The following is a 19434-nucleotide window of genomic DNA, read 5'->3' on the forward strand; positions in this document are numbered from 1 at the left end:
TTGATTATGAGCAAAATACTGGAACTGCGTGAAAAACGCGCTAAAGTATGGGAAGCTGCTAAAGCTTTCCTCGACAGCAAACGCGGGAACGACGGACTGCTTTCACCGGAGGATACCGCGACTTATGAAAAAATGGAAGCCGACGTTATTGCGCTGGGCAAAGAAATAGAGCGTCTTGAGCGTCAGGCTGCCATAGATTTGGAACTGTCAAAACCGTTGAATATTCCTATTACAGACAAACCCACTTCCATATCTGGCAACAATGAAAAAACCGGACGTGCCAGCGATGAGTACAGGCAGTCTTTCTGGAACATGATGCGCGGCAGGCGCAAATATGACGTACACAACGCGCTGCAGATTGGAGAGGACACCGAAGGTGGATATCTTGTTCCCGACGACTTTGAGCGTACTCTTGTGGAAGCACTGGAGGAGGAGAATATCTTTAGGCAGATTGCCAATGTTATTACCACGTCCAGCGGTGACAAGAAAATTCCTGTGGTGGCAAGCAAGGGTACTGCATCCTGGGTGGATGAGGAAGGCCAGATTCCCGAAAGCGATGACTCCTTTGCACAGGTATCCATCGGCGCATATAAGCTGGCTACTATGATCAAGGTGTCAGAGGAGTTGTTAAACGATAGTGTATTTAACCTTGAACAGTATATAGCCAAAGAATTCGCCCGCCGAATCGGAGCAAAAGAGGAGGAAGCATTTTTTATCGGTGACGGATCTGGCAAGCCAACCGGTATCTTGGCAGATAACGGCGGTGGCGAGATAGGAGTAACTGCGGCGAGTGCAACAGCCATTACCCTTGACGAGATCATGGACTTGTTCTACAGCCTAAAGTCTCCGTACCGCAGGAACGCTGTATTCATTATGAATGATTCGACAATTAAAGCTATAAGGAAGCTCAAAGACAACAACGGTCAGTATCTCTGGCAGCCTTCTGTAACTGCTGGAACACCGGATACTATCCTCAATCGTCCAGTTAAAACTTCTGCATTTATGCCAGCCATTGCCGCTGGAGCAAAAACGATTGTATTCGGCGATTTTTCTTATTACTGGGTGGCAGACCGTCAAGGCAGGGTTTTTAAGCGGCTTAATGAGTTGTATGCTGCGACCGGACAAGTTGGATTCATGGCAACCCAGCGTGTAGATGGAAAGCTGGTACTGGCTGAAGCAGTCAAGATACTGCAGCAGAAATCAGCTTAATTAAAACGGAGGGCTGCGGCATGGAACTTTTGGAGAAGGTTAAAGCAAACCTCATATTGCAGCACAGCGAAGATGACGCACTTTTACAAGAGTATATCAAAGCCGCAGTTGCCTATGCGGAAAGTTACCAGAAAAAGCCGGAAGGATATTATGCCGAAAACCCCATGCCGCCTACTACTGAGCAGGCTGTCATTATGCTGTCGAGCCATTTTTATGAAAGCAGGGATGGCTCGACGGCTGGCTTTTTTGGGGATAGTGTGCAGGCAGGACAGCAGGTATGGAATACAGTTAACCTATTGCTGCGGCTTGACCGGGATTGGAAGGTGTAAATATGGGCTTTGGGAAAATGAAAACTTTCGTGGACATTATCTCAGTCAAGCCGGTTAAGGACAGTGAGGGTTTTACTGAAAAAGGTGATGTCATTCTTACTTCGGTAAGGGCATACAAGGAAGATAGGCATGGCAGTGAAAAATGGGCAAACAGGGCGGCGTTTTCGCAGGCGTCTGCCCTGTTTCGCTTCCGTAAGATACCTAACCTGGAAGTTACCACAGATCTTGTACTCGTTTGCAGCGATGGCAGGTACAACATTATCAGTGTAGAGGATGTGAAGGGACGTGGAATGTATATTGAGGTGCTTGCGGAAAAAGTGAAATCAAGCAAAGCATAAGAGGAGGTGGCTGCAACGTGGCTAAGGTGGAAGTTAAAATGCCGGAAGAGTTCTTGCTCAAGTTATCCAGACTTGGAGAAGGAACAGATGAAATCATACCTAAGGTGCTGGAAGCAGGCGGGGAAGTGGTTCTTTCAAAAGTGAAGTCCAATCTTCAGTCAGTTATCGGGAGCGGCACTAAATATCCGTCCAGAGCAACCGGTGAATTGGTAAATGCTTTGGGGCTCTCTCCTGCCAAACAGGACAGGGATGGAAACCACAACATAAAAATCGGCTTTACTGAACCAAGGAAGGATGGGGTAAGCAATGCGAAGATTGCTAATATTATTGAGTATGGCAAGTCCGGGCAGCCTCCAAGGCCCTTTTTGAAACCGGCAAAATCAGCTACAAGGAAGTCCTGCATCGAAGCAATGAAGTCAAGACTGGAACAGGAGCTGGGTCGTATATGAGCATATTGTCAGAATTAAACTCGTTATTGGATGGTTTGGGTATCCCCATTGAAACCGGGGTATTTAGCGGTGTACCGCCAGATGAGTACCTTGTCATTACTCCGATGACAGATACATTTGAAGTTTTTGCAGACAACCGGCCTCAGGTAGAAACCCAGGAGGTAAGGTTGTCTTTATTTATAAAGGGAAACTACACTGCCCGTAAAAACGAAATAGTGAACACATTGCTTCAAGCAGGCTTTACCATTACCGACAGGCGGTATATAGGCCATGAGGACGATACCGGCTATCACCACTATGCCATTGATGTGGCAAAAGAGTATGAAGTAAAGGAGGAATGAAAAACATGGCCACAATCGGACTGGACAGGTTATATTATGCCAAAATAACTGAGAATGAAAACGGAGAAGAGACATACAACACGCCTGTTCCGCTGGCTAAGGCTATTACGGCAGAACTTTCTGTGGAGCTGGCAGAGGCGACACTTTATGCCGATGACGGGGCGGCAGAAGTGGTCAAGGAATTTCAAAGCGGCACCCTGACTCTTGGTGTTGCAGATATCGGAGTAGACGCTGCTGAGGTTTTGACGGGAGCCACCCTTGATGACAATAAGGTGCTGATTTCCACCAGCGAGGATGGTGGCGCGCCTGTAGCAATCGGCTTTAGAGCCAAGAAAGCTAACGGCAAGTACAGGTATTTTTGGCTTTACAGGGTTAAATTCGGAATCCCGGCTACAAATCTCCAAACGAAAGGTGATAGCATTACCTTTTCGACACCCACCATTGAAGGGACAGTCATGAGACGTAACAAACCAGATGGCCAGGGAAAGCACCCTTGGAAGGCGGAGGTCAGCGAAGACGATCCCGGTGTATCGCCTGAAACTATTACCGGCTGGTATACGGAAGTTTATGAGCCGGTATTTGCTGTGGGAGGAGGCAGCGAATAATGCAGGATAATGACAGAAGCGCAATTATCAAAATAGGCGATAAAGAATATCAGCTTATTCTAACCACTAAAGCGACAAAGGAGATTGCAAAAAGGTACGGCGGTCTTGAAAACCTCGGCACGAAACTGATGAAAACCGAGAACTTCGAGATGGCTCTTGACGAAGTGGTATGGCTGATTACACTGCTGGCTAACCAGAGCATTTTGATACACAACCTCAAAAATCAGGATAAGCGTGAACTCCTGACTGAAGAGACAGTGGAACTTCTCACATCTCCTTTGGAACTGGCAACATATAAAGACGCTATCATGGAAGCAATGTTCAAGGGTACCAAAAGAAACGTTGAAAGTGAGGATGACTTAAAAAACACACCGGCCGAGTGAGCGATGAGGAATTGTTCACTCGGCTTTTATATTACGGCACTGTCCAGCTCAACCGTTCAGAGGATGAAGTATGGCTAATGCCTATTGGGTACCTGCTTGATTTATGGGAGTGCCATAAGCAGTTTTTAGGGCTGGCGAAACCAAAGCGTATGCTTACCATTGATGATGTGATACCTTATGGAATTTAAAAATTTTGCAGGAAAGGAGGCGGTTATGTGGCAGACAATTTTGGCTTGAAGATCGGGATTGAAGGCGAAAAGGAATTTAAAAACGCCATTCGTGAGATCAACCAAAGTTTTAAGGTACTGGGTAGCGAAATGAACCTGGTTGCATCTCAGTTCGACAAGCAGGATAAGTCAGTTGAAGCTGTTACTGCAAGAAACAAGGTGCTTAATAAAGAAATCGAATTGCAGAAAGAAAAAATAGCTACTTTGGAGAAAGCGCTTGCCAATGCCGCCTCATCTTTCGGAGAAACCGACCGGCGTACTCAGTCGTGGCAAATACAGCTTAATAATGCCAAAGCCGAACTGAACAAAATGGAGCGCGAACTCGAACAGTCTGCTGAAAGTGCAGACGAGCTTGGGGACGAATTGAAGGAAAGTGGAGACAATGCCGAAAAATCCAGCTCGAAATTTGAGAAGCTGGGCAGCGTTCTTAAAGGTGTTAGCGCGGCTATGGGTGCTGCAGCGGCCGCAGCGGGCGCGGCTGCCATCAAGCTGGGAAAAGAGGTCGTGGAGCAGTTTGGTGAGCTTGAGCAGAACCTTGGCGGTTCTGAAGCTGTGTTTGGCGAATATGCTGAACGTATCCAGAAAACAGGAGAAGAAGCCTACAAGAATCTGGGCTTGTCCCAATCCGAGTACCTTGCCACCGCCAACAAAATGGGCGCACTGTTTCAGGGTGCTGGTGTCGATCAGCAAAAAAGTCTGGAGCTTACTGAGAAGGCCATGCAGCGAGCGGCGGACATGGCTTCGGTTATGGGCATTGACATGCAGACTGCTATGGAATCCATCGCTGGCGCAGCCAAGGGTAACTTCACCATGATGGATAATCTGGGCGTCGCCATGAACGCCACTACCATCGAAGCTTATGCTCTTGCAAAAGGGCTGGATTTTGCCTGGAATAGCGCAACCAATGCCGAAAAGGCCGAGATCGCCATGCAGATGTTTTTTGAAAAAACCGAACAGTATGCTGGCAACTTCGCAAGAGAGTCTACCCAGACCATCAGCGGTTCCATTGGTCTTTTACAAGCCTCTCTAAGTTCGTTTATAGCAGGACTTGGCAATGCGAACGCTGATATGACGAACCTAACACAAAATCTCGTGGATGCCTTTCAGGCTGTAGTTAAAAATATTGTACCGGTTTTGGAAAATATAGTGGCTGCTCTGCCGGAGGCAACCGGTGCGATTATCTCAGCAGTCAAAGATCTGCTTCCCGTGCTGTTGCAAACTGTAACTGAATTGTTCTCTCAGGTGCTTCAAACTCTCTTGAGCCTGCTGCCGGAGCTGATTCCAGCAGCAGTAGATGCGGTCATGACCATTGTCGGAGCACTCATTGATAACCTGCCTTTACTCATTGATGCAGCGGTACAGCTAATCACAGCGTTGGTAATGGGGCTTGGAGAAGCATTACCGGAGCTAATTCCAGCAGCGGTTCAAGCAGTGATCACCATTGTGCAAGGGCTGCTGGATAATATGGACAAAATCCTTGAAGCTGCTTTTACATTGATTCAGGGACTGGCGCAGGGACTTTTAAATGCATTGCCAGAACTAATTGAAGCACTGCCGAGGATAATTACAACAATCATTGACTTTGTGACGAACAATATGCCGAAAATCATAGAATTGGGAATTACGCTTATCGTACAGCTTGCTGCCGGGCTTGTGAAAGCCATTCCAGAACTAGTAAAGTCTTTACCTCAGATTGTTGCGGCTATTATAGAAGGCTTGGGCAAGGCGGTTGTTTCAGTGGTTGAGATTGGTAAGAACATTGTAAAAGGCATCTGGGAAGGTATTAAAAGCCTTGGTAGCTGGATTAAGGATAAGGTTTCCGGTTTCTTTTCCGGTATTGTTGATGGAGTAAAGAATTTTCTTGGAATCAGATCTCCGTCCACTGTTTTTGAAGGTATTGGCGGCAATATGGCACTGGGTATTGGTGAGGGATTTGACAAGGCTATGGCCAGAGTGGCCGACGATATGCAAAATGCAGTGCCGACGGATTTTAATATATCTCCTGACATGAATGTAAGTGGACGAGGCGGATTTAGCAGTTTAACTTCCGGGCCACTTGTTGTGGTGCAGCAAATGATTGTTCGTGGTGAAGAAGACATCCGCAGGATTTCACAGGAGTTATATAACCTGATGCAGACCGGTTCAAGGGCGCAGGGACGTTTTATAACAGCGTAATGGAGGGAAGCATATGGGATTTATCTACAATGGTATATCGTCGCAAAGTATGAAAATACGGGCAAGACTTACCAAATGGCAGGTCTCCACTGCCCTGCGCAATTCCTTTGAAACTGTGCCGGGCAAAGCAGGTATTGCAGATTTTGGCTGCGACATATCAGAACGAAACGTAATAATTAGCTGTAGTGTGCTTCCCCAGCGCAGTTTTGCTGAGCTTGTATCGGTTCTTGATAATGTTGCAGAATGGTTAAATCCGGAAAACGGGCTTAAGCAACTTGTTATAGATGATTTGCCCGACCGATATTTCATGGCTCGCTTATCAGAAGCGGTTGACTGTGAGCGGATATTGCGGACAGCGGGCAGCTTTGAACTTCGGTTTGTTTGTCCCGACCCGTATGTTTACGCGTTGGAAGATGAGATATTTGTCCTCTCTGAAACAGGTCTGCATGAATTGGAGAGGGTTAAAGGAAATGCGGATTCCAATCCGGTTTATCTCTTGAAGGGTTTGATATCAACGTCCTCATCAAGCTATATTTCGCTTATTACGAACGGAGAGGAATTGCGAATTGTTGGCTCATTATCTGAAGGTGAAACTCTGATTGTCGACTCCGGCATGGTAACGGCTAAAGTTATTGATGAAACAGGCGGAACCTTGAGAAATGGCCTTCCCAGCCTGCAGGATCTGAATTTTCCGATTCTCAGAAAAGGTGTTAATCATATTGAGATTGCCGCAGAAAACGCGACCTTTACTGAGTTAAAAATACAGGCAAAAAGCAGATGGAGGTGATAACATGGCGATAAAATCAATCCTAACGAGCCAAGAGGATTTTACCGGGGAGTTTCCTGTAACTTCAAGGACGTCTGCTTTATGGCGATTTAATGAAAGAACGCCAGACGAAAATCTGCAGCTTATGGACTCATCGGGACATGGCAGACATTTTACCATCTCCGGCTGGTCAGGGACATCAGCAAACCTTATTGCTGGAAGATTCGGAAGATATTTTAGGCAAAATATTGTTAATCCGACTTCTGAAAAGACCCATCTTATAGCAGAAAATGATGGGAGTTTCTTTAGCAATCTGGGCGAAAAGATTGTTGTAGGCGGTTGGATTAATCCTACCACCTATTCGGTCGGCCAGACATATATACCCATATTCAATACCCGCCAAGGACCCGGTCAGCCCATTTTTTATGTTTCACTTTATCAAGGAAGACTTAGGCTGATGTTGTATAACTCCTCCGGCACACTAATCTACGACCAGAGTGAAACAGCTACCATTACCTTAAAAAACGGCGGCTGGTATTTTATTGCCTCCATCATTGAAGTAAGCAATAAAAAGGTGCAGAACATCATATGCGATCGCAGCGACGGGGCAACCTGGGTGTCGCCTGTGCGTTCCTTTTCGGGAGAATTGAACCGGGAATGTATAGCAAACATTATTATGGGGATGCATGCAAATACCTACTACTATGCCGGAGGCTTCGACGACTGGTTTCTGGAAACGGACTCACAGCTTACAGCTGATGATTTGCTGTTATATTTTAAGTCGTCTTTACATGCAAACGGTGGGGACGCGGCTTCGGATGTAGATGCTTTGGCAGAGCCTGGCGCAGTCACCCTTAAAGCAACAGATGGCAAGTATCCTGCAAGTGGCGTACTTTATACAAGGGCGGTTCCATGTGCATTATCGGGCAGCGGTCGTGTAGCTGTGACAAGCGAATATACTGCAGGTGTTACTTCAGTGTCTCTAGTAGAGACCAGCACAAGCGATGATCTTGAAGAATGGTCTGCATGGCAGGCTGTGGGAACCAGCGGTGAACTTCAATCGCCAAATCGGCAATATATCAGGTTCCGTGTTACCCTTACCAGCAGCGATCCGTTGAGGACGCCAAAACTGCTGGAAATACAGCTTCATGATATACCGAAAGCGCCCTATGAGAAATTAGGCTTTGCCCGTCCTGTGATTTTGGACAAAAACGGAGCATGGGAAGCTGTTCTTGAAAATGCCTTTGATATCATTGTCACTGGTGAGGTGAACGGCGCGGATACGCTGGAATTCAAGCTTCCGTTCCATGATCCAAAAAGAAGCACACTGGAAAATGAAAAACAAGTGCAAATCGTAAATGACATTTACCGGATCCGAACCTTAACGGACAATAAAAGCGAAGATGGGCGTGTTATTACGCAAGTATATGCTGAAGCGGTATTTTACGATCTGTCTTTCAGTGCGGAAAAAGAACCTAGAGAATTCAATGCAGATACTGCAGATGTTCCGATGCAATATGCACTTTTGGGTACAGGTTGGACAGTAGGAAATGTTACTGTCACTACGAAACGGACATGGCAGTGTACAGAAAAAAATGCCTTATCCATCCTTCGCACCGTACAGAATATTTATGGCGGCGATCTGGTGTTTGACAGCGCCAACCGCCAGGTACACCTTTTGACTTTTAGTGGTACTGATAGCGGAGCGCTTTTTTCATATAGAAAGAATTTGAAAAGTATTCAGCGGGTAGTCGATACACGTGAATTAGTGACAAGGCTCTATGCTTATGGAAAGGACGGATTGACCTTCGCTTCAATTAATGGAGGTAAGGCATACGTGGAAGATTACACTTTTTCCAGTGAAGTGAGGGTGTCGACGCTTGATTGTTCGTCGTTTACAAATCCGTATCAGATGTTGGAATATGCAAAAATGCGGCTTGCAGAATATTCGAAGCCTCGCGTTTCATATGTGCTGTCGGCAATGGATCTATCTGCACTGACCGGTTATGAGCATGAAGCATGGAAACTGGGTGATATTGTAACGGTAGACGATAAGGAACTAGGCCTTCTGGTAAAGACACGTGTTGTGCGAAGGCAGTACAACTTGCAGGAGCCTTGGAAAACAGTGATCGAGCTTTCAACTAAACTGCGGGAACTCGGCGATTCTTCAGCACAGTGGGACAAGGCAGCGGATGCGCTGTCCTCTGCAGAGCTGATAAATCGTCAGGAAATTAAAGATATGGTACCATTCAACCATCTGCGCAATTCCCGGGCAGATGACGGTTTTGCCTACTGGGTCAATTCCGGTTTTGAAGTGGATACTGAAAATGGTGTTTCGGGAACTGCTTCCTTCAAGGCTGTCGGTGTACCTGGTATGACAAAGAGCCTTTCACAGACGGTATACCCAGCAACACGTAAAAGCTATACATTTTCAGCGCAGATTGCTTCAGAAAACCTTGAAAAGGGTGAAAACGGCCAAGTTGGTGTTGAGATAGTCATTGAATACGAGGACGGTACAACAGAAACAAGATTTATAGACCTGATTTGAGGGTGATGATATGGCTTATTTTAATCAGACTGCACACAATATATTTCCCAAAAGCGGGAGCAGGGTAAAATCCATCACCATCCGGCTGTGCGTCACCGACTGTAGCGGCACTGTGTATTTCACCGACTTATTGCTGCAAGGCGGCTCGGTTTCCACCGGCTGGGTCGGCCATGTGAGCGAGATACAATGGACATTGGACGGGTAGGTGAAATGGATGCAGTTTTCAAGATTTACAGAAACCATACAACTAAAAAGCAATAAACATGTGGCGGGCGTAACTGTGCGCCTTCTTATTGCAGACTGTACCGGAACTATATATTTCACCGACCTGCAGCTTCAGGATGGAGATCAGTTGACAGGCTATACCGTCCACACGAGCAAAATGCTAACGAAAATGCAGGAAAACGGGCAGCCAGTCCTGCCCCGGCATTATAACGGTGTAGTGCGAACAGCGGAGACTGTAATTTTATTCAACCTGGGTAAAACTTCTGCTGGTCTTGACTGCTATATCTATCCTATACAGGATATGGCCGCAGGAAGTATTGAAATATCCCAAGGTATGGGCGCGCATAAGGTAAGGTTTCTTGACTCGGTTAATGCAGGCGATGAGCTGGCGCTCAAGGCTTCCACCCGCCAATGCCTAAAAAACGGAAGTCAGACTCCTAAGGATGGGTTTTATCAATATTCTGCGGCATGGGACAGCAAACATACAGTGAAACTGGAAGAGAGAAAATCGGCGCGGGTGCTCTTTGAATTTCAGGAGATGCAGGAAGGCGGTGACCGGTTGTGAGGGATTTCTTAAAAGGCAAACGTTGCATGGTGTGGAGTTTTATGGGTAATGCCCGAATGTATGAAGCACTTAGAGACTACGGCGACCGATTTGATACGGTAGGCATTTTTACTTTTGAGGTTGACGCAACAGGTACAATCACTGAAACCGGTACCAGCATCAGCAGCATGCTTCCGTATATTCAGAAATGGCCACACATTAAGTGGCTGCTCACTATTATGAATCATGGAATAGCCAATATTTTTACTGCACTTCGCAACAACGAAAACGGTGCAAAGGATAAGTTTCTCACTGAAATCATCCGAATAATGAACAAGTATCCATGGTGCGCTGGGGTAGATATTGACCTTGAGCGCGGTGGAGGTTATGAAAACAAGGATGCGGCGAATGCTTTATTTAGGGATATATATAATACAGTTAAGTCTTATGATGCAACAAAGCTTGTCAACATCTGCCTGCCGGGTATGACCGGCGTTCAAGGCTCGGTGGGCGGTGAAAACTGGTGTGTTTATGCCGATCTTAACGATTATTGCGATACCGCCGCCATCATGAGCTATGGCATGGCATGGGCGGGCTCTGCTCCCGGCCCAGTATCTCCTCGTGACTGGCTTGAGGGCATATATGATTATGCTATTTCCGTTATGTCACCCGATAAGATATTCATGGGTTTGCCTGCTTATGGCTGGAACTGGAGGATTCATGATACACCTGAAAACCTTGGAATAACCTATCGAGGAGTGTCTAATACCTACTATGCGGCAAAATACTGGATGACTGGGGTTTACAATTTCACAGGCGATGCACCGCCCCAGCCGTTTATTCCAATTGTGGCTTACTGGGATGACTATAACAAAGTACCTTGGGCTCTTCCTCATGTATATGATTATATGGAAGGATGGGATGCTGTATCCTGGGAATATCCGCTGCTAAAAGGGGTTTATAACAGGCGAAGATATTTGACAAGCTATGGCAAGGAGCAGAAAGCGGAGTTCGGAACCATTTATATTGAAAGGAACGGAGTTCCGGATGAATACGAAGGAAATGTCATTATTACTGATGAGATGGCCTCACTTGGAGATGACCAGGCGTCAGCAGAGTACCGTTTTGAGATAAGAGAAGCGGGATATTACGATGTCGCAGTACGGCTTTGCTTTCCCTACTGGAACAAAAATGCGATTGTAATTTCTCTTGACGGTGACTCAAAGACCTTCAGCGAGAACCGTTTATGGTGGCCATACTGGAGAAGAGTTTGCTGGTTGACACTTGCAAAAGGTGTATTTCTCCAAGAGGGAACGCATGCTGTCAGCATAAGCGGTGGTGTGCCGGGAGTCCAGTTTTACGGTTTTAGGGTTTGCAGTGGATTTTCGGAGTATCCCTTTGCCGGTGAAGCCAGCTTTATGCTCTCTCCTCGTCGGTTCAAGGATGTAAATGGTGTGATGGTTGAGCCGGATCGAGGTTTTAAACTGACCTTTGAAATGTTGCGAAGAAAACCCGACTCGGCGCTTATTTGGTATGAGGATTTTCGGGACAGGAACATCCTGCCTGAAAATTACTGGACTGTGTTGGATGGCGAATGGGATGTTTGGCAAGACCCAGACAGCACAGAAAGTCGCCCATATTCCCAGCTCGAGGGATATGGCAAACTTGCATTGAAATACGACGGGTTTTCCGATATTCATATCCGGGCAAGGCTGGCTTTCCCTCAAAATAGCAGCGGACGGGCTGGGGTGTTCCTTGGAGATATTTTCTGCTGCTTAAATTATGACACGCAAAGAGTCGAGCTTTATCAAGGTAATTCCTTGCTTGGTAGCTATTCCACCAGTTTCTCAAAAACTGCAGATGCCGATCTTCGTGCTAATCCGAATATGTATACTATAGAGATGCGAAAACGCGGCAATAAGGTAAGAGTATATTCAGGTGCAGCTTCAACCCTGCGTTTTACAGTGAATGTAAACGGTGGTAGTGGTTATGCAGGGTACTGCTCGGACAACCGGACGGTATGCGAGCTACTGAGACTGGGCGATGCATGGGTATATGAACCATACGAGCGTTTTGATGTGGAACTTCCGGATGGAAATATAACCAGCTTTGGCAGGCTTGCTCGCACTGGTGTCACGTGGGATGATGAATTTCAGGTGTTTTCAGTAAATAGCGATGTGGAGGAATCGGCAACTCGCAATGAGGACATTTCGATGGACTATGATTTTTTCCACTCGCAGCTTTTGACGCTTTCCTGCGGTAATGACTATGAAGTAAAAATTATACCAAAAGACATCAATATCTGGATATCCCGACTTTTTCTCGGAGATGCGGATGGTTTTTCTATTCTGTATTACCAGGATGTGGATAGCCTTGTTTACTGGGCAAACGAAGCGGCTTATCGATGGAAATTGCGAGGTATAGCCATCTGGTCGCTTGGGCAGGAGGATATGCGGCTGTGGGAGGCGCTTCCGAAGCAAATGTAGGTTAAAAGTTTTATATATTCAGCGCTTTGCTTTAAGGCAGGGTGCTTTTTTATATGCAAAATTCAAGTTGAACGGAGGTTTAAGACAATGAAAACAGTATGGAACTGGGTGCAGGCGGTTTTTACTGCTATTGGCGGATTTCTTGGCTGGTTTCTTGGAGGGCTGGATGGATTTTTATATGCGCTCATCGCTTTTGTGGTCATTGACTATGTGACCGGCGTGATGTGTGCCATTGTAGACAGAAAGCTTTCGAGTGAAGTCGGTGCCAAGGGCATCTTTAAGAAGGTGCTTATTTTTGTACTTGTGGGTGTGGGACACATCATCGACAGCCAGGTGCTCGGCAACGGCGGGGCAATCCGGACAGCGGTGATTTTCTTTTACCTGAGTAACGAGGGCATTTCAATTCTTGAAAATGCAGCACATATAGGACTGCCCATTCCTGAAAAGCTGAAAAACGCATTGGAACAACTGCATGGCCGCTCAAATGAGGAGGATGAAAAGAAATGAAGCTTTTTACTAAATACATGACGCGAAACGATTGCTATACAGCTGGTCGAAAAATCACGCCTAAAGGAATCATGGTACATTCGACGGCTGTGCCGGGCGTAATGGCTGCTGATTGGTTTTCCCGCTGGAACAAATCTTACAAAGCCGGTGAAATAAACAGGCAGGTCTGTGTTCACGCCTTTGTGGACGATAAAGAGGTTTGGCAATACCTGCCTTGGAATCATCGCGGCTGGCATGCAGGAGGATCCGCCAACAATACCCATATTGGCTTTGAAATCTGTGAGCCTGCCGGGTTTTCGTATAAATCCGGATCGGTAATGGTGGGTTATGATGCAGCAAAGCAGGAAGATTATTTCCGCAAAGCATGGCAGAATGCTGTTGAACTCTGTGTTATGCTCTGCAGGGAGTACGGTCTTGATGAGAATGATATCATCTGCCACTCTGAAGGGTATAAGCTCGGTATTGCCAGCAACCATGCTGATGTGATGCACTGGTTCCCCAAACATGGGGAGAGTATGGACACCTTCCGCAAAGCAGTGAAAAAAGCACTGGAGAACAACACAGATAACAATACGGATATTGGAATTGGCGACCTGGTGGAGTTTAAGGACAGCGCAAAAAACTACTACCCCGGCAGTATGGAAGTTCCAACGTGGGTCAAAAATGACTATTACCACAGGGTCACACAGACTTTATACAAAGGCAAGCCGGTCATAAAAGGCGGCAAAGAATGTGTATTGCTTGGCAAAAAGGTTAAGAAATCCGGCGGTCAAGAAATTGCAGGCATAAACACTTGGGTAGCAAAAGAAAACCTTGTAATTGTAAACAGCATTCCTGATAAAAAGGGCAATAGAACCTATACAGTGCAAAAAGGCGATACCTTATGGAGAATAGCGGAAAAAGAACTCGGTAGAGGAACAAGATTTCCGGAGATTAAAAAACTCAATGGCCTGACTTCAGATACTATTTACCCCGGACAAGTTCTCAAATTGCCGGAATAACGATAAAGGACAGCCAATCGCGGCTGTCCTAAGTCTTTATAGGAGGTGCTTGAATGATAGAGGCGGCTAATCACTTACCATATAACCCGCAGGAAACGAACTATACAAAGATAACACAGGAGGAAATTCAAAGAGAGGTTGATTACTGGCGGGCATATAAAATCCTGCAAAAGATGCTTAAAGCGGGACTGATTTCAGAGGAAGAATTCGACAAAATCGACAAGTTAAATCTTAAAACTTTCTCTCCAATGTACGCACAGCTTATGGCCTAATTAGCTTGCTATTAGCGGCACACAGAGGTAACATGTCACATGCCTAAAGGAGGTGAAAACAGTGAGAAAGGTAACAAGGATTGATGGGAACAATGCTCTCCAAGCTTTCAAGCCAAAGGTGAGGGTAGCTGCTTATTGCAGGGTTTCAACCGACAGTGATGAGCAAATGGCAAGTCTGGAAGCACAAAAGGACCATTATGAATCCTATATAAAAACAAATCCTGATTGGGAATTTGCAGGGATTTATTATGATGAAGGCATTTCAGGCACAAAAAAGGAAAACCGGACTGGGTTGTTAAGGCTGCTTGCAGATTGTGAAAACAGGAAAATTGACTTTATTATAACCAAGTCAGTCAGCAGATTTGCCAGAAACACAACCGACTGCATTGAGATGGTGCGAAAACTTACCGCTCTCGGTGTTTTCATCTATTTCGAGAAAGAGAATATAAACACGCAGCGCATGGAAGGCGAATTGGTGCTGACAATTTTGAGCAGCCTTGCAGAAAACGAGTCATTATCCATTGCAGAAAATAGTAAGTGGTCTATCAGGCGCAGGTTTCAAAACGGAACATACAAGATTGCATATCCTCCCTATGGTTACGATTATGTGGATGGAAAGCTATTTATCAATAAAGAACAGGCTGAAATCATAAAGCGGATTTTTTCTGAAGCTTTGGACGGTAAAGGCACACAGATAATTGCAGATGGGCTAAATTCCGATAAAATCCCAACAAAGAGAGGTTCACACTGGACAGCGACAACTATCCGCGGCATTTTAAGCAATGAAAAATATACTGGGGATGTCCTTCTGCAAAAAACCTATACAGATGAGAATTTTAAGCGGCATTATAATCATGGGGAAAAAGATCAATACATGATAAAAGATCATCATGAAGCCATTATATCCCATGAGGAATTTGAAGCCGCCCAAGAGATATTAAAGCAAAGAGGAAAAGAAAAAGGTGTAATTAAGGGAAGCAGTAAATATCAAAACCGCTACCCTTTCTCAGGAAAAATCAAATGCGCAGAATGTGGCAGCAGTTTTAAGCGTCGAATTCATGGCAGCGGTAACCGTAAATATATTGCCTGGTGCTGCACAAAGCATATAAAGGACGCATCAAGCTGTTCCATGAAGTTTGTCAGAGAGGATGCAATCCATCAGGCCTTCGTTGTAATGATCAATAAGCTTATTTTCGGTCATAAATTCATTCTAAGACCATTGCTACAAAGCTTAAAGAAGACAAATTACTCAGATAACATAACAAAGATTCAGGAGATGGAAACAAAAATCAAAGAAAATACAGAGCGAGTTCAGGTGATTATGGGACTTATGGCTAAAGGATACCTGGAACCCGCTCTTTTTAATACACAAAAAAATGAGCTGCTCAAAGAAGCAGCCATATTAAAAGAACAAAAAGAAGCCATAAAAAGCGCAATCGATGGGAGTCAGACTATCCTTGTTGAGGTTGAGAAGCTTCTTAAATTTGCAACGAAAGCTGAAAAGCAGATTGATGCATTCGATATCGAAATATTTGAGGATTTTACCCGCGAAATCATTGTGTTTTCACAAGAAGAAATAGGTTTCAAAATGAAATGCGGGTTGAACTTAAGGGAAAGGTTGATGAAATGATGAGCCATATACCTTTTGGATATATCATTCAAAACGGCAGGGCTGTAATTAATGAAGAGGAAGCAGTTAAAATTAAGAAGCTATTTGAGGTTTATCTTTCCGGGCTTTCTTTAAGCGAAGCGGCACAAAAAGCGGGTATTAAGCGTTACCACACATCTGTTGCAAGAATGCTGGCAGATAAACGGTATGTTGAGGACAAATTCTATCCGCCAATTATCAGCAAGGACACATTCGAAAAAGCACAACTGGAAAGACGCAGGCGAGCTGAGGCGCTTGGCAGGATTTTTGAACATAAAGGAAATGAAAAGAAATGCATGAATTTTAGGTTTCATGCTTCAATGCCGGATAATCTATACGAGGATCCATTTCAGCAGGCAGAGTATGCTTATAGTCTTATTAAGAGCGAGGTGATTTTAGATGACAACCAGGAATGTTACGGTAATTCCCGCCCGTAAGCGAATTGGAAATAGTGCAAAGGCTGAAGAAACGCCTAAGCTTCGGGTAGCAGCTTACTGCCGTGTTTCTACGGACAGCGAGGAGCAGGCAACCAGTTATGAAGCACAAATCGAGCATTATACAAATTACATTAAAAGCAATCCGGAATGGGAGTTAGCCGGCATATTTGCTGATGAAGGGATTACAGGAACCAACACGAAAAAGCGTGAAGAGTTTAATCGGATGATAGAAGAATGCATGCAGGGCAAAATCGATATGATAATTACAAAATCTATCAGCCGGTTTGCAAGAAACACGCTGGACTGCCTAAAGTACATAAGGCAGCTTAAAGAAAAAAATATTCCAGTTTACTTTGAAAAGGAAAATATAAACACATTGGATTCCAAAGGGGAAATCCTGCTGACCATTATGGCTTCTTTGGCGCAGCAAGAAAGCCAATCGTTAAGCCAGAATGTAAAACTGGGGATTCAATACCGATACCAGCAAGGAAAAATCCATATTAATCACAACCGGTTTCTTGGCTATACAAAGGATAAGGATGGCAATTTAGTTATCGTACCTGAAGAAGCAGAGATCGTTAAACGCATTTACAGAGAATACCTTGAAGGTTCCAGTATGCTACAGATAGCAAGAGGTCTGGAAGCTGACGGAATTCTGACAGGTGCAGGTAATCACAGATGGCATACCAGCACCATCAATAAGATTTTGAGGAATGAAAAATATATCGGTGATGCGCTGTTGCAGAAAACCTATACAGTAGATTTTTTATCGAAGAAAAGGGTGGCCAATAACGGCATAGTTCCTCAATACTATGTAGAAAACAGCCATGAGCCCATAATCCCGCGTGAAATTTATATGCAGGTTCAGGAAGAGCTTGTCCGCAGAAGATGTGTGCATATAAGTAAGAACGGAAAGAAGAGAAACTACAGCAATAATCATCCCTTATCCCAAATGGTGTTCTGAGGCAAGTGTCATGAAGTATTCCGCAGGGTTCATTGGAATAACCGAGGGAAAAAATCCATCGTTTGGAGATGCGTCAGCAGATTGGAAAACACCGGTTTGTTTTGTACCGCTTCCACTATACTTGAAGATACTCTCAAAGAGAAGATTGTAGAAGCTATCAATATAGCCGTCAGCGGGAAAAACTCTTTCCTGGCCATACTGAAAAAGAATATTGAAACCGTATTAAACGAGGATTTGGACGAGAGTACGGCAGATATTGATAAAAGGCTGGAAGAGCTTCAAGCCGAGTTGATCCAATTGGCAAATTCAAAGGAAGCATATGATAATATTGTCAATGAGATTTACCGCTTACGGGACTTAAGGCAAGAAACCCTTTCAAGAAACGCTCTCCGTCAAGATAAGCGGGATCGGATCGCTGAGATGACGGACTTCCTTAATATGCAAACCGGTGGTATTACGGAATTTGATGATAAACTGGTTAGAAAACTAATTGAAAAGGCAACTGTATATAATGACAGGCTAGTGGTAGAGTTTAAGTCAGGGTTAGAAATAGAAGTAAACCTATAAGCTCGTATTAAGATAGCCGCCAGTAGGGGAAGAGTACTTATACTATTATAAATAACTACAGGAGACATAATTGGATTACCGATTGCGGGAGCAGAAGCAAAATGCGCTGGTTAAAAATGCAGAGCGTGAAGGAAGAAGCAGCGAATAGCTGAAATGACAGACTTCTTGAATGAACAGTCCTATGAGCTGGAGGAATATGATGAGCAACTGGTAAGGCGGCTTATTGAAAAAGTTACGGTATTTGATAATAAGCTGACCGTTGAGTTTAAGTTTGGAGTAGAGATTGATGTATTAATTTAAAATGAACTTGACCGCCGATTGAGGAGAAATACTTCTTGATGGGCGGTTCTTTTCTATTTATACTTAGGGATAATCTAATAAGTGAACTCGTTTCAGCAAGCTGAAACATCGGGGAATCAGATGGAGAGTCTACTCCACCTGATTAAAACCCACCTACGCTGCGCTTAGAGGTGGCGGTCTTGACCGTAAAGCTAAAAGATAAACACACTTGAACAATTACTCATATGTTTTTATTGACAAACGGAGAATTGAGGTTTATAATACATATGAAAGATTATTCAAGTGTTCAATTGAATGATAAGGAGGTGATATAAATATGGCAAAAAAAATTCAACCAATTGAAAGATGCGACTCTGATGTAATACATGAGGAAATTGTAAATAAAGTGCGAGAAAAAATGCCTCAAGAAGAAACTCTATATGATCTAGCAGAACTATTTAAAGTTTTTGGAGATTCAACAAGAATTAAGATACTCTGGGCATTAGATGAATCAGAGATGTGCGTTTGCGATATTGCATTCTTATTAAATATGACCCAATCAGCAATTTCACATCAGCTAAGAGTCTTAAAGCAGGCTGGACTAGTAAAGAGCAGAAGAGAAGGAAAGATTGTATTCTACTCTCTTGAAGATGAACATGTAAAGCAAATATTTGACCAGGGATTAATTCATATTTCAGAAGAAAGTAAGTAAAGGAGGGTCAGTAATGTTAAAGAAGGAAGTAATTTTAGAAGGTTTAGATTGCGCAAATTGTGCAGCTAAAATTGAAGATGAGGTTAATAAATTAAATGGAGTCAAAGCCTATATGAACTTCATGAACAAGACATTGACTTTAGAAATTGAATCAGAGCAAGAGTATAAGAATATATTACAGCAAGTTAAAACCATAGTGCACAAGCACGAACCGGATGTGGTAGTGAAAGAAAAATCCGTTAACAAGAGCAATAAAAAAGCATTAATACTTGAAGGACTTGGCTGCGCGGTTTGTGCTGCAAAGATTGAAGCTCAAACACAAAGCCTTGAAGGAGTAAATAGTGCGACCGTTGATTTTGTATCTAAGAAGCTGACAATTGAAGCGGTCGATAAAAAGGAATTTGGTAAAATTCTTGGAGAAG

The 19434-nt window shown here is 44.4% G+C and carries 20 protein-coding genes and 1 pseudogene (1 of these 21 cut by a window edge); all 21 read left to right on the plus strand.

The genetic code is table 11. The features are described from left to right. The first annotated feature begins 6 nt into the window (after window positions 1-6). A complete protein-coding gene (locus tag J2Z80_RS00270; protein ID WP_046499151.1) occupies window positions 7-1209 on the plus strand; it encodes a phage major capsid protein in 1203 nt (400 codons plus the stop codon). 20 nt (window positions 1210-1229) lie between these two features. Continuing rightward, entirely contained in the window at window positions 1230-1538 is a 309-nt protein-coding gene (locus tag J2Z80_RS00275; protein WP_004400079.1) for a head-tail connector protein, read from the plus strand. Between the two features lie 2 nt (window positions 1539-1540). Beyond that, window positions 1541-1876 carry a head-tail adaptor protein gene (locus J2Z80_RS00280; RefSeq protein ID WP_209452581.1) on the plus strand — a complete coding sequence of 112 codons (336 nt, stop codon included), beginning with the start codon at window positions 1541-1543 and terminating at the stop codon, window positions 1874-1876. 17 nt (window positions 1877-1893) lie between these two features. Further along, window positions 1894-2325 (plus strand): HK97 gp10 family phage protein, encoded by a 432-nt coding sequence (locus J2Z80_RS00285; protein WP_209452582.1) that lies wholly within the window; start codon window positions 1894-1896, stop codon window positions 2323-2325. Continuing rightward, window positions 2322-2666: a hypothetical protein gene (locus J2Z80_RS00290; RefSeq protein WP_003516028.1), complete on the plus strand. Its 345-nt coding sequence runs from the start codon at window positions 2322-2324 to the stop codon at window positions 2664-2666. Before J2Z80_RS00285 ends, J2Z80_RS00290 begins: the two co-directional genes overlap by 4 nt. Before the next feature lie 5 nt (window positions 2667-2671). Continuing rightward, entirely contained in the window at window positions 2672-3271 is a 600-nt protein-coding gene (locus tag J2Z80_RS00295) for a major tail protein (protein WP_209452698.1), read from the plus strand. After that, window positions 3271-3654 carry a hypothetical protein gene (locus J2Z80_RS00300; protein WP_209452583.1) on the plus strand — a complete coding sequence of 128 codons (384 nt, stop codon included), beginning with the start codon at window positions 3271-3273 and terminating at the stop codon, window positions 3652-3654. The genes J2Z80_RS00295 and J2Z80_RS00300 overlap by 1 nt, the downstream gene beginning before the upstream one ends. Window positions 3655-3869: 215 nt before the next feature. Further along, window positions 3870-6056: a phage tail protein gene (locus J2Z80_RS00310; RefSeq protein ID WP_209452584.1), complete on the plus strand. Its 2187-nt coding sequence runs from the start codon at window positions 3870-3872 to the stop codon at window positions 6054-6056. A 13-nt stretch (window positions 6057-6069) separates the two neighbouring features. Beyond that, window positions 6070-6843: a distal tail protein Dit gene (locus J2Z80_RS00315; protein WP_209452585.1), complete on the plus strand. Its 774-nt coding sequence runs from the start codon at window positions 6070-6072 to the stop codon at window positions 6841-6843. A 4-nt stretch (window positions 6844-6847) separates the two neighbouring features. Further along, complete coding sequence (locus J2Z80_RS00320) at window positions 6848-9370, plus strand: phage tail spike protein (RefSeq protein ID WP_209452586.1); 2523 nt, start codon at window positions 6848-6850, stop codon at window positions 9368-9370. Window positions 9371-9584: 214 nt separating this feature from the next. Beyond that, complete coding sequence (locus J2Z80_RS00325) at window positions 9585-10160, plus strand: hypothetical protein (protein WP_209452587.1); 576 nt, start codon at window positions 9585-9587, stop codon at window positions 10158-10160. Then, the gene (locus J2Z80_RS00330; protein WP_209452588.1) at window positions 10157-12625 is read left to right on the plus strand and encodes a glycosyl hydrolase family 18 protein; all 2469 of its coding nucleotides are present in this window, start codon (window positions 10157-10159) and stop codon (window positions 12623-12625) included. Before J2Z80_RS00325 ends, J2Z80_RS00330 begins: the two co-directional genes overlap by 4 nt. A gap of 87 nt (window positions 12626-12712) precedes the next feature. Then, on the plus strand, window positions 12713-13132 hold the full coding sequence (locus J2Z80_RS00335; RefSeq protein ID WP_013297329.1) for a phage holin family protein: 420 nt from the start codon (window positions 12713-12715) through the stop codon (window positions 13130-13132). Beyond that, on the plus strand, window positions 13129-14133 hold the full coding sequence (locus J2Z80_RS00340; protein ID WP_209452589.1) for an N-acetylmuramoyl-L-alanine amidase: 1005 nt from the start codon (window positions 13129-13131) through the stop codon (window positions 14131-14133). Before J2Z80_RS00335 ends, J2Z80_RS00340 begins: the two co-directional genes overlap by 4 nt. Before the next feature lie 53 nt (window positions 14134-14186). Further along, window positions 14187-14405, plus strand: a complete 219-nt coding sequence (locus J2Z80_RS00345; protein WP_014256645.1) for an SHOCT domain-containing protein — start codon at window positions 14187-14189, stop codon at window positions 14403-14405. Window positions 14406-14466: 61 nt separating this feature from the next. Then, window positions 14467-16035 (plus strand): recombinase family protein, encoded by a 1569-nt coding sequence (locus tag J2Z80_RS00350; RefSeq protein WP_209452590.1) that lies wholly within the window; start codon window positions 14467-14469, stop codon window positions 16033-16035. Next, complete coding sequence (locus J2Z80_RS00355) at window positions 15999-16490, plus strand: recombinase (RefSeq protein ID WP_209452591.1); 492 nt, start codon at window positions 15999-16001, stop codon at window positions 16488-16490. The genes J2Z80_RS00350 and J2Z80_RS00355 overlap by 37 nt, the downstream gene beginning before the upstream one ends. Further along, window positions 16453-18021: pseudogene (locus J2Z80_RS00360) on the plus strand (recombinase family protein). The gene J2Z80_RS00355 and the pseudogene J2Z80_RS00360 overlap by 38 nt, the downstream one beginning before the upstream one ends. A gap of 153 nt (window positions 18022-18174) precedes the next feature. After that, window positions 18175-18321 (plus strand): hypothetical protein, encoded by a 147-nt coding sequence (locus tag J2Z80_RS00365; protein WP_003868544.1) that lies wholly within the window; start codon window positions 18175-18177, stop codon window positions 18319-18321. Between the two features lie 316 nt (window positions 18322-18637). Then, entirely contained in the window at window positions 18638-19012 is a 375-nt protein-coding gene (locus J2Z80_RS00370) for an ArsR/SmtB family transcription factor (protein ID WP_003868545.1), read from the plus strand. A gap of 13 nt (window positions 19013-19025) precedes the next feature. Further along, a protein-coding gene (locus J2Z80_RS00375; protein WP_209452592.1) for a heavy metal translocating P-type ATPase crosses the window boundary here: on the plus strand, window positions 19026-19434 show its 5' end (the start). Its footprint extends 2189 nt past the window's final position; only the first 409 of its 2598 coding nucleotides appear in the window; the start codon lies at window positions 19026-19028; its stop codon lies beyond the right edge, outside the window.

Origin of the sequence: Thermoanaerobacterium butyriciformans, from assembly GCF_017874545.1 — a bacterium.
Taxonomy (GTDB): domain Bacteria; phylum Bacillota; class Thermoanaerobacteria; order Thermoanaerobacterales; family Thermoanaerobacteraceae; genus Thermoanaerobacterium; species Thermoanaerobacterium butyriciformans.